10 protein-coding genes and 1 pseudogene are annotated in these 11,014 nt (G+C 58.9%); 8 read left to right on the forward strand and 3 right to left on the reverse strand.

Translation table 11 applies throughout. The features are described 5' to 3' along the window. From CK222_RS32755 to CK222_RS29925, 7 genes are all read left to right on the forward strand, one after another. Window positions 1–184: hypothetical protein (locus CK222_RS32755; RefSeq protein ID WP_210201957.1), on the forward strand; the 184-nt coding region annotated here is incomplete at its 5' end. A 148-nt stretch (window positions 185–332) separates the two neighbouring features. Next, window positions 333–1,871 (forward strand): trimethylamine methyltransferase family protein, encoded by a 1,539-nt coding sequence (locus tag CK222_RS29900; RefSeq protein WP_095802792.1) that lies wholly within the window; start codon window positions 333–335, stop codon window positions 1,869–1,871. Between the two features lie 182 nt (window positions 1,872–2,053). After that, a complete protein-coding gene (locus tag CK222_RS29905) occupies window positions 2,054–2,746 on the forward strand; it encodes a B12-binding domain-containing protein (RefSeq protein ID WP_095802793.1) in 693 nt (230 codons plus the stop codon). A 69-nt stretch (window positions 2,747–2,815) separates the two neighbouring features. After that, the gene (locus CK222_RS29910) at window positions 2,816–3,850 is read left to right on the forward strand and encodes a GlxA family transcriptional regulator (protein ID WP_095802794.1); all 1,035 of its coding nucleotides are present in this window, start codon (window positions 2,816–2,818) and stop codon (window positions 3,848–3,850) included. 136 nt (window positions 3,851–3,986) lie between these two features. Then, complete coding sequence (gene dddP / locus CK222_RS29915) at window positions 3,987–5,318, forward strand: dimethylsulfonioproprionate lyase DddP (protein WP_095802795.1); 1,332 nt, start codon at window positions 3,987–3,989, stop codon at window positions 5,316–5,318. 240 nt (window positions 5,319–5,558) lie between these two features. Next, entirely contained in the window at window positions 5,559–5,963 is a 405-nt protein-coding gene (locus CK222_RS29920) for a hypothetical protein (protein WP_141247160.1), read from the forward strand. Then, window positions 5,953–8,160 carry a N,N-dimethylformamidase beta subunit family domain-containing protein gene (locus CK222_RS29925; RefSeq protein ID WP_095802797.1) on the forward strand — a complete coding sequence of 736 codons (2,208 nt, stop codon included), beginning with the start codon at window positions 5,953–5,955 and terminating at the stop codon, window positions 8,158–8,160. The genes CK222_RS29920 and CK222_RS29925 overlap by 11 nt, the downstream gene beginning before the upstream one ends. A 374-nt stretch (window positions 8,161–8,534) precedes the next feature. Here CK222_RS29925 and CK222_RS33220 read toward each other — a convergent pair whose 3' ends face one another. Then, window positions 8,535–8,678 (reverse strand): hypothetical protein, encoded by a 144-nt coding sequence (locus CK222_RS33220; protein WP_245433366.1) that lies wholly within the window; start codon window positions 8,676–8,678, stop codon window positions 8,535–8,537. Window positions 8,679–8,699: 21 nt separating this feature from the next. Here CK222_RS33220 and CK222_RS32610 point away from each other — a divergent pair. Continuing rightward, window positions 8,700–8,891: pseudogene (locus CK222_RS32610) on the forward strand (IS66 family transposase); the annotation flags it as partial. Between the two features lie 107 nt (window positions 8,892–8,998). Here CK222_RS32610 and CK222_RS29935 read toward each other — a convergent pair. Beyond that, a complete protein-coding gene (locus tag CK222_RS29935) occupies window positions 8,999–9,709 on the reverse strand; it encodes a toll/interleukin-1 receptor domain-containing protein (RefSeq protein WP_095802798.1) in 711 nt (236 codons plus the stop codon). Window positions 9,710–10,255: 546 nt separating this feature from the next. Continuing rightward, entirely contained in the window at window positions 10,256–10,993 is a 738-nt protein-coding gene (locus CK222_RS29940) for an SDR family oxidoreductase (protein WP_095802799.1), read from the reverse strand. Window positions 10,994–11,014: the final 21 nt, after the last annotated feature.

Raw genomic sequence — 11,014 nt, forward strand, 5'->3', positions numbered from 1 at the left:
CAAGACCGAACGAGCATTCTTCCTGCTGGCCAGCGACGACGTCAGCAAGAACAAGCGGTGCAAGATACTGGTCGACTCGTTTCTCGCCCAGTCCGAAGAGCTGCGCCTGAGATTTCTGGGGCGGATGATGCTGGGGCTCACGTCCCAGCTTGCATCGGGTCGGCTGGACATAAATTGGGTTTAGAGCCAGTGAAAACTTTTAGGTATTCTCATGGCGCCCGTTGCTGCCTACCATGAATTTTATAATGAGCAAGGCCGCCCATTTCAGGCGGCACATTCTCGATTTCCGATAGTGGGCCGCTGATTACTCCAGCACCGCAGATGAGGGTAATATGGACGCTGACACACCCACAATTCGACGCCGCGGCGGCCGATCTTCTGTCGTGGCGGCGCGGGAAGCCGAGAAAAGGCCGCGCGTTTCCACCATAAAGTACGGCATTCGGCCAGTAGAGGTCGTCTCTGCAGAGCAGTTGGAACGCATTCACCAGGCGTCCTTAGCTATTCTGCGCGAGGTCGGCATCGAATTCAGGGATGAAACGGCGATAAGGCAGTGGAAGGAGGCTGGCGCCGATGTTAACGAGCATCGCGTCCGCCTCGAGGGCGATATGGTTATGGACCTCATCGCCAAGGCGCCATCCCGCTTTGAGATGACATCCCGCGACCTATCGCAGCGCTTCGAGATCGCGCTTGATACGATGACATTCGGTGCCATGCAGGGGGCACCAAATGTCCGCGACCTACAGGGCGTCCGTCGATCATCGACGATCGCGGATCTTCGCGACATAAACCGGCTTACCCAGATGCTGCCGGGCTTCCACATTGCCGGAGGGTTTACCTGCGAGCCCACCGACATCGCAGTGCCCTGGCGTCACCTACACATTAATCATTCCAGCCTAGTGGAAACGAACATGCCCTTCTTCGGTCTTACGACCGGGAAGGAGCGAGCCGAGGATTCTATCGCGATGGGCAGAATCGTCCATGGCAAGGAATTCATGGACCAGAATGCTGTGATGATGGGGCATGTGTCAGGAAATTCGCCCTTGGTCTGGGATTCAACCATGCTTGAAGGGCTTCGAGCTTTCGTCGAAGCCAACCAGGTCGTTTTGCTGTCACCCTTCGTCCTCGGCGCTGCTAACACTCCCGCAGACGTGCCGGCCACCATTGCGCAGTTGAACGCAGAAGCGCTCGCCGCGCTCGCCTATACCCAACTGGTCAGACCCGGCGCGAAAATGATCTATGGCCAATATTCGGTCTCGGTCTCGATGCGCAGCGGCGCCCCGATGTCCGGGATGCCTGAGGTCACCTTGCTCAACGCCGTCATCGGCCAGCTCGCCAGGCGGTACGGTGTGCCTTGGCGAACCACTGCCTCCCAGTCGTCCGCCAAGACTTTCGATGCGCAGTCCGGATATGAGTCAGCCATCGCTTATATGTCGGGCGCCAGCGCCTGCGCGAGTCTAATGATGCACGCCGGCGGCTGGGATGAGGCCGGCCTGGTGTGCTGCATGGCCAAGTTCGTGGCTGACGCGGAGCAGAATCTGCTGATCGAGAAATACGCGAAAGGTATATCCTTCGAACATTTCGACGACGCGCTCGAGGCTGTCCGGCGGATCGGCCCTGGCGGCCACTACCTCGGGGATTCCTTCACGCTCAAGCACTTCAAAGACGCTTTCATCGCCCCCGAGATACTCGACTACCTTAGCTACGAGCAGTGGAAGGTGAAGGGATCGAAAGATATGGCACAGCGCTGCCGCGAGAAGGCCAAATCGATTATCGAAAGTTACGAGCAGCCGTCTCTAAATGTGGCCTTGCGAGAAGAACTCGATGCATTCGTCGCCAAGCGCCAGGAGGAGATCTCGCCAAGCATTGCTTAGGCTCCCTGCGCAACATAGCGACGCTGCATTCACCGCTGCAGAGGTACGCGCTTCACCCCGTTCGAGATGCTCTGTGGAAGGTCTCGTAACCAAAGAACTCCCAAGGCTTCGTCCGAAGCCGGGTCGGCGCCCCATCGAGCATGGGGTGCCGACCTCTTTGAAATCAAGCGTTGAGACAAGACATGGCTGATGAAGAGATCATTCTTTCCGAGCTTTCCGACGATGAACTCGTGCAGCAGATGCACGACGACCTTTACGACGGACTCAAGGAAGAGATCGAGCAGGGAACGCATATTCTCCTCGAACGCGGCTGGGTGCCCTACAAGGTGCTGACCGAGGCGCTGGTCGAAGGCATGCGCATCGTCGGCGAGGATTTTCGCGACGGCATCCTGTTCGTGCCGGAAGTGCTGCTGTCGGCCAACGCCATGAAGGCCGGCATGTTCATCCTGCGTCCGCTGCTCGCCGCCACCGGCGCGCCGAAGCAGGGCAAGATGGTGATCGGCACCGTCAAGGGCGACATCCACGACATCGGCAAGAACCTTGTCAGCATGATGATGGAAGGCGCCGGCTTCGAGATCATCGACCTCGGCATCAACAACCCGGTCGAAAAATACATGGCGGCCTTGGAGGAGCACCAGCCCGACATCATCGGCATGTCGGCGCTGCTCACCACCACCATGCCCTACATGAAGGTCGTCATCGACACGATGAAGGAAAAGGGCATCCGCGACGACTATGTCGTGCTGGTTGGCGGCGCGCCGCTCAACGAAGAATTCGGCAAGGCCGTCGGCGCCGACGCCTATTGCCGTGACGCGGCCGTCGCCGTCGAGACCGCCAAGGACTTTATGAAGCGCAAGCACAACGTTCGAGCTTGATTTCTGAGGGCTCGATCTCGCGCCGACAGAAGTTAAATCCGGCGCGATATTTTGGACGGATTAGACACCATGAATGCGCCATTTGCACCGCCCAGCAGTTCAGGCCCAGTGCTTTGGGACACTGCAAAGAATCAGATGGATGCACAAGCGGATCAGTGCCGCCTGATGATCTTGGCGCTCCCTGGATTTTCCCTGCTTAGTCTTTCATCATTTGTGGACCCGCTTCGCCTTGCCAATTCGATCTTAGGACGGCCGTTTTTTGAATGGTCCCTGTTGAGCAAAGACGGTCAGCCGGTAAGATGCGCCAGCGGCTTTGGGCTGTCGGTGGACAGTGACTTCAAATGCGCCAGCCAAATGTTGCAGTCCGGAAATCGGCCAACCATGGTCGTCGTCCTGGCTGGCGAAATGGTCGAAAAGCAGGTTTCAGCTTCTCTTGTAAATGTTCTTCGTCTTTATAAACGACACGGCGTTCCCATAGCGGCTTTGGGTACAGCAACCTGGCTGCTCGCCGAGATCGGAATGCTCGACGGGGTCCCGTGTACAATTCATTGGGACAAGCGTGCCGCGTTCGCTGAGACATTCGGACGGCCCCAAGTTACCGATCGACTCTTCGTTCGAGATAGCCAGCTCGTGACATGTGCAGGTGAGTTCGCGTCGTTCGACCTGGTGATGGAGTTGATCAGCGAGCATCTCGGCAAGGAGGTGGCGCTGGCCGTCTGTCGGCACACCACGGCCGGGCATTGGCGCTCCACCTCGGAAAGACAGTCGCCCATCAGCCCTAACGAAATAGGCATCTCGAAGCCGATCGCTGAAATAATTCGTATCATGGAAGAACATGTCGAGGACCCAATGCCCGTGCGTGACATTGCCAGGTGCGTCGGTCGCTCGCCGCGTCAGATCGAAAGGCTCTTCGCGCGCGCATTGTCTACCTCCCCGATGCGCTATTACCTCCATGTAAGACTTTCCCGAGCCAAGCGTCTTGTCGAACAGACCGAATTGCCGATCGTTGAGGTCGCGATAGCCTGTGGGTTCGCGTCGGCGTCGCATTTTTCCAAGTGCTTCCGCCTCGCGTTCGGCGCCAATCCAAACGCTTATCGAGCTTAACCTCTGGCGCTGAGAGGTCGGAGGACATCGTGCGGGATAAACCCATTCTATAGCATGCGGTATTTTTTTCCGCATATGAAAGTCCGCTAACCTCCGACTTAATTGTCCAAACACCAACGTAGGGAACGCTTAATCCATGTCATCTTTCTCGGTCACGACCCCCAAAATTGATCCCAGCCGGCGTCCAACAGCACTGAAACCTGACGGGAGCATCGATGACAACGATCGCGTGGAAATTGGGCCTACCGATGTCGCGTTTGCCGAATGGTCGGCACTGGGGTTGACCCCGCCAAATCTGGTGAGAATGCGCGAGACGCGGCTTGCCCGCATCGTTCAGCAGCTTCGGCAGCGCGACTATGCGGGCGTGCTGTGCTTCGATCCGCTGAACATCAGATATGCAACCGATTCCTCGAACATGCAAGTCTGGGTTACGCACAACGCCAATCGGGCCGCGTTCATATCTGCGGATGGATATGTCGTAATCTGGGACTTCCACAATTGCGAGCACCTTTCGGCCCACCTCCCACTCGTGAACGAAGTCCGAGATGGGGGTGCGGCCTTCTACTATTTCGCCGCTGGTGACGCGGAAGAGGTGATCGCCAAGCAATTTGCCGGGCAGGTCGACGAGCTTCTGCGCCGAAGCTGCGGCAAGAACCGCCGTCTGGCGGTCGATAAGATCGAGATCCCTGGCCTTCGTGCTTTGGATGAAATCGGGATCAAAGTCTGCAACGGGATGCAACTCATGGAGCATGCGAGGGCCATCAAGGGCATTGACGAGATCAACGCCATGCGCTGCTCGATCGCAACTTGCGAGATTGCCGTCGCCAAGATGCGCGAGCGCTTGCAGCCCGGTATAGCCGAAACGGAACTGTGGTCGGTGCTTCATGCCGAAAACATTGCCCGGGGCGGCGAGTGGATCGAAACCCGTATCCTCACTTCCGGGCCACGCACCAATCCGTGGTTGGCAGAGGCAGGGCCGCGCCGGATCCAATCGGGCGACTTGGTCGCGTTCGATACCGATATGGTGGGTCCTTACGGCATGTGCGCCGATTTTTCGAGAACCTGGTACTGCGGCGATGGAAAGCCCACCGATGAGCAGCGCCGGTTGCATGCCATCGCATATGAGCATGTGCAGACCAATATGGCCCTGCTGAAGCCCGGCCTGTCGTTCACAGAAATTACGGAGCGAGGCCACAAGCTACCGAAGGAATTCGTCCACCAGCGCTATGGCGTCATGATGCATGGCATTGGCCTGTGCGACGAATATCCTGCAATCTTTTATCCCGAGGATTTCATTCCGGGAGCGTTTGACTACATCCTTGAGCCCGGCATGACGCTTTGCGTCGAAGCTTACATCGGAGCTGTCGGTGGGCGCGAAGGCGTGAAATTGGAGGAGCAGGTTCTGGTCACCCAGAACGGCTTCGAAAATCTCACGAAATGTCCTTTCGACGCCGCTTTGATGGGCTAGATCTTCGGCATCGGTCGCATCCGAGCAGGAATCGGCCGGACTTGTGCTGACGTGAATACCTCACGTCTGCTCAAGGCGTTCGAAGGAGGCCAGCACGGCTGCCGATGCCTCCCACGGCCGCCTCTGGCTTACCGCCGGGCACGCTCCCGCGTAGCCCCAGAGCAAACTATTATGAAACAGAAGATGGGTGCGCACGGTCGTATAAGCAGAGGATCATTATTCTAAGTTTTGAGGCTAGATATGACGACCGAAGGTCCTACCCCTGAATCCAATAAATCTTGGGCAGGGCGCAGTGTTGAGGATGCGGGCACGGCTGCCGCCCGCGCCGCCTTGGCGGTTTTCACTCAACGTTTCGATTTGGTGCGCGAGTTCCTGGATGCACCATTCGGCCGCCACAGTGCCGATCTGCGCTTCGTTCTCGACGTGATGCGTTCCCAACCGACGGCTGGCAAGTGGTTCACGATAATGACCAGGCCCTACAGCGAGTGGCGCGCCGCGCGCTGGTCGCCTGACGGCTTGGACATCGCTGAAATGGCGCCTGCCTGTTTTCAAACGCGCGAGGATGTCGAACGCTGGGTTTTCAAGCAGCGCTGGCGCCATCTGATCGGTCCACTCCCAGTGCAGGAAAGTGACGATGCAGCCTGATCGCCCAGTGATCCTCGCTTATGCAGATCGCGACAGCGTCAAGCCGGGCGAAACCATCGGCTTTGCTGTGAGTTGCGTGAAACTCGACAGCTTCGAGTGCGATTTCGTCCGCTTGCTTGGCTGCGATGCCGGACCGGAAATGCCGCCCTTCGAGCCCACCGTGTTGATGGAGGGCAAGCGTTATCCTGGGCGCGAGCAGCCCATCCGGGCTGGTTCCTACATTGAGGTCGGTGGCTCGCAGCGTCTGGCGGATCTTGGGCCAATAACGCTTTGCGCCAACATTTTTCCGACTTTTGTTAATGGTCAACCTCGTTGTCTGGTGAGTACGCTGACCGCGGACGGGCGCAGTGGGGTCGCCTTGCGGATCGATGCCGAGGGCTGTCTGACCGCGATCTTTGCGGACGCCGATGGGGCGCGGGTCTACCGCCTCGATCAGCCATTGTCTCTGCGTCGCTGGAGCTTCGTTGCGCTAAGCTATGATGCCGAGCGCGGTCATTTGCTTATCGCGGTTCATCGCCTCGCTTCGGGAACGCACGACCACGCCGGCGCAAGTTGGCTGGCCGTGCAGGATGTGAAGCCGCCAGCAAGCGGTGACGGTCATCTTCTAGTGGCTGCCGAGCGGGGTGGAGACGGCTTTCCTTGCCACCACTTCAACGGCAAAATGGAACGTCCCCGCATCTTGGCTGCGGCGCTGTCCCTCGGCCAGATCACGGAGTTGGCTGCACGCAAGCCGAACGAACCTGTCAATTGGTCCTGCTTGGCCGATTGGGAACTGGTGAATGAGCCCGCATCAGACGTGGTCCGGGATCTCTCAGGCTTGGGTCACGACGGCTTATGCGTCAATCAGCCCGCCCGTGCTGTCCAAGGTTCGAACTGGGATAGCTCTACATTAGATTGGCGCCAGGCGCCTGAACAATATGGTGCTATCTATTTCCACCACGACGATATCGAAAGTCCCGGCTGGCAAGAGGACCTGCGGCTTACTGTGCCGGTCGATTGGCCGAGCGGTTGCTATGCCGCCCGTCTGCGGGGAGAGAGTGCTGAATTCTATGTGCCGTTCTACATACGGCAGCCAGCAAATGCCTCGAGCGATGTTGCCTTCCTGGCGCCCACGGCCACATACGCAGCCTACGTCAACATGCTATCCCAACATCAAAGAATAGAGTACGGTCTCGGCTGTCTTGGTGTCACTTTCACCCCACTCGACCTTCTGGCTGTTGGTCTTCCAGGTCCCGGCAGGTCGCTCTACGATCCGCATGACGACGGCAGCGGGCGCTGGATCGGCTCGCTCCGCCGGCCGGTGCTGAACCGACAGCCTGGCGGCTGGCTCTGGAACTTCCAGATCGATCTTTGCCTTCTCGGCTGGCTTGGCCGGGCAGTTCCCGGTCACAACGTCTTGACGGATGAGGAGCTCGACCGAGAGGGCGTTGCCGCCTTGGAGGGTTGCCACGTGCTGGTTACTGGCAGTCACCCGGAGTATTGGTCTCAACCGATGCTGCAGGCCCTCGACCGTTTCCTCGCCAAGGGCGGTCGGCTCATGTATCTCGGGGGCAATGGGTTTTACCACACCATCGATTTTCATCCCCAAAGGCGCGGCTTGGTCGAGCTCCGGCGGCGTAATTCAAAGATGGGCCGTGTCGACGCGGGCGATGCCTACAGCAGCTTTACAGGCCGGCTCTGTGGCGCATGGAGGGATCTCGGCAGACCCGAACAGTCACTCGTTGGAGTGGGGTATCGGACCGAGGCTTTTGACCGCTCCAGTTACTATCGTCGGCTGCCGGCAGGTGACGATCCGCGGGCGCGCTTCATTTTCGAAGGGATAACCGAAAGCATCATTGGCGATTTTGGTATATTGGGCGGAGCGGCGGGTCTTGAGCTTGACGTTGTGGACCAAGGACTTGGCACCCCGCGCCATGCCCTTGTGGTTGCCGCTTCCGAGGGCCATAGCAGCGCATACATGCGGGGGATGAGTGGAAGCGAGTTCTTCACAGCTCTCTGGAATGATGCCCCAAGAGAGCCTATTCGAGCAGATATAACGTTCTTTGAGACACCTGCGGGCGGCGCGGTCTTTTCTGTCGGCTCGATAGCGTGGGGAAGCTGTCTGCCGTACGCCGACTACGCCAACAATGTCGCGCGCATTTCCGACAACGTGCTACGCCGCTTCCGCGATCCAAGTCCGTTTCAGACGCCGGGCTGACGTGCGGTTGCGAAGTTGTGCCTTATAGCGGGCCGGTCCGAAGGAGCGTGAGAACGCCCGAAGGCACAGCCCTTTGTTGCTTGCACGACAGCGTCGTTGCGTGGCTGTGGTGCCAGCGAGAGACGCAGCTAAGATTGAGGAGCGAAATGCCTGACACGAAATCAGCGACATAGCGGTCCTTGGGCGCGGTGACGATATCTTCCGGCGTTCCCACCTTTCGCGAGGTCTAGGAACTGCTGTTGGAGTTGGCGGCCTAGGGCTGAGAACGGCTCGTCCAGTAGCAGGATCTCCGCCGCCATGGCACGGGCAAGCCCCACCCGCTGCTTCATCCCGCCGGAGAACTCGTCGGGTAACGCTCACCCCAACCGCTCAAGTCAACGAGCTTTGAGGTTTTCTTCCGCCACGCGGCGGCACTCCTTGCGTGATTTGCCGCGGAGTTCGAGACTAAGGGAGACATTGTCGTAGACGGTGCGGTGCGGCAGCAGCGCCATGTGCTGGAACACCATGCCGACCGTCACTGAGCGAAGGGCCCTCAGAAGGTGCGCGCCTTCGAGCGCAAGCGGCCAGTGCGCAAGCCCTGGCCCGATGACATCGAGCGCGAGCGCGTCGTCATCGCTGCTCCGTCGGCCTGCGGTCGCTGCGGTGGATCGCGGCTGGCCAAGCTCGGCGAGGACGTGAACGAGACACTGGAGGACACCCGCCGCTTCATGCTCACTGACATACTCCTTGAACTCGGCGTTTAGCGCCTCGATGCGCCGATCGAGATCCCGCCATTCCTCGCGCATCTCGATGATCAGCGTGCGCATTCGGCCGCTTAGGGGTGTCCGCTTTCGCGCGACTAAGTAGCGACCAGTTCGGCGATTTTGGTCGCGACTTCCGCCATCGACTCTTCGGCAGTGCTGAGCCCGGCTCGGGAGGCTAGCAGGAGACTGACCTGCTCAAGTTCTTCATAGGTCGTTCCATGAACAACCGGGACGAGCCGCTCACGCCGGAGAAGCGCCGAAAGCTCTTTGTCTGCGATGCCTTCTGCCGGGAGGCGTCGCAACATAGCCGGGGTCACCAAAACAATACCGACCCGCGAATTCACCAAGCCCTTGTCGATCGCGCGCATCATCGGCACCCCGAGACCAAGGTCTTTCTCGCTGAACCACACGCGGACACCGCGCGCTTCGAGCAGATCATGTAGTTCTTTGGCAGAGCCCTGCCTGTCATCCCATGCGTGACAGAGAAATACGTCACGAAGGTCAGGCTGCGAGGCCGCTAGGTTCTCCACGTTTTCGCGAATCGGCGTGAGCGCCTGCACTTGTTCAGGCGTGTACCACACAGCCGAACCTGCTCCCGACCAGCGCGGCTTTGCGGTGCGGCGCCCCGACCCGTTGCTACTGCTCCTTGAGGAGGAGTAAGAAGGGGACGAGTATGATCCGTTGCTGCTGTAGCCGCGATACCCGCCGTAACCGCTGAAGCGGCTATAGCGACTCCCGCATGCAGGACAGTCGGCTGCGGCGGCCGATGAGCGATGGCCCCTTACCGGCGCAGTGCATCTAGCCATGCCTTTTCATCTCCTTCGCCACTCCGCCAGATCGCGGATCTATTGATGGGCTTGTAGCCCATTCAAATTGACTGGTAGGTTGCATCTCTCACGTCGAAGACGAGCAATGCCTCTCGCCTTACGCCTTCAATATCTCGGATGGATGGATGGCACCGATGATCTCTGAAGCCAAATTCGATTCTGTAGTCGCGACCAATCTTTGAAACGCTGACCACAGCCTCAACTCCATCCGACGTTTTTCCTCGTAGATAGCCAATTCGCTTGTCTTTCGAACGAGCCAAGTGGTTTTTTCCTGCCTGCTGTCACGCGCCCACGAAAGAGCGTCGAACCGGAATGAAGCGGCTCGAGCCCTTCTGGACAAGACCGTTAGTTGTTCTTTGGTTTGTTTGTCCCCACTTTTGTCTGCTGCGTTGCTGCAAGCACAGGTTCAAGAATAAATGCCCTCGTAGTGATGGGCCAATCACGCCGCTATTACGCATATTCCTGTTTGCGCTTCACGGCGTTTGTTCCGGGACAGCCCGCGGCTTCGAAAGAACAATCCTGCCGCTATTGGGGCAGGCTCAGCATTGCCATCCGGCCGCCATCGATCGTCCACACCTGTCCGGTGACAAAAGAAGCTTCGTGCGAAGCCAGCCAGGCAATCAGGTTTGCGACCTCCTCGGCCTTCCCGGTGCGGCCTACCATGTGGATCTTCCCGACCTTTTGGCGAAATCCCTTTGGATCAGGCAGGTTCCGGATGAATTCCACATTGATGTCGGTATCGATCCAACCCGGTGCCACCGCGTTGCAACGGACGCCTTCCCCGCTGTGGTCGATCGCCACTGCCCTGGTGAGGGCATGGATACCCGCTTTGGATGTGCCGTAGGCAGCATGCTTCGGATTGGAGCCCAGGCCCTCGATTGAGCCGACATTCACGATCGAACCACCCACTGACCGCAGGTGGGGCAGGGCGGCTTTGATCAGCATGAACGGTGCCGTCAAATTGACGGCCATCGTGCGCTCCCAATCCGCCAATGCCATATCCTCGATCCGCGCTTCCTCCATCATTCCCGCGTTGTTCACCAGCACGTCAAGTCGCCCGGCTTGGTCTACCGCAGCCTCGACAGCACGACCTGCCTCAGCCGGCACCGATAAGTCGATCGAGATCGCTTCGAACTCCCGATCCTCGCCCCGCTGCGCCGTGATGACGCGTGCACCCTCGTCCCGAAGTCGTCGCGCGGTGGCTTGACCAATTCCGCTACGCCCGCCCGTCACGAGGGCGACCTTTCCTTCAAACCTCTTCATCGTGGCTCCTTTTCCACCGTT

The sequence above is a fragment of the Mesorhizobium sp. WSM3866 genome, from assembly GCF_002294795.1.
In the GTDB taxonomy this organism is placed as follows: Bacteria; Pseudomonadota; Alphaproteobacteria; order Rhizobiales; family Rhizobiaceae; genus Mesorhizobium.

What these genes read in the sequence shown, in the direction of transcription:
- CK222_RS29940 (WP_095802799.1), bottom strand. Translation starts at nt 10,993, where the DNA reads ATGAAGAGGTTTGAAGGAAAGGTCGCCCTCGTGACGGGCGGGCGTAGC.
- CK222_RS29920 (WP_141247160.1), top strand. Translation starts at nt 5,559, where the DNA reads ATGACGACCGAAGGTCCTACCCCTGAATCCAATAAATCTTGGGCAGGG.
- dddP (WP_095802795.1), top strand. Translation starts at nt 3,987, where the DNA reads ATGTCATCTTTCTCGGTCACGACCCCCAAAATTGATCCCAGCCGGCGT.
- CK222_RS29900 (WP_095802792.1), top strand. Translation starts at nt 333, where the DNA reads ATGGACGCTGACACACCCACAATTCGACGCCGCGGCGGCCGATCTTCT.
- CK222_RS29905 (WP_095802793.1), top strand. Translation starts at nt 2,054, where the DNA reads ATGGCTGATGAAGAGATCATTCTTTCCGAGCTTTCCGACGATGAACTC.
- CK222_RS29910 (WP_095802794.1), top strand. Translation starts at nt 2,816, where the DNA reads ATGAATGCGCCATTTGCACCGCCCAGCAGTTCAGGCCCAGTGCTTTGG.
- CK222_RS29935 (WP_095802798.1), bottom strand. Translation starts at nt 9,709, where the DNA reads ATGGCTAGATGCACTGCGCCGGTAAGGGGCCATCGCTCATCGGCCGCC.
- CK222_RS29925 (WP_095802797.1), top strand. Translation starts at nt 5,953, where the DNA reads ATGCAGCCTGATCGCCCAGTGATCCTCGCTTATGCAGATCGCGACAGC.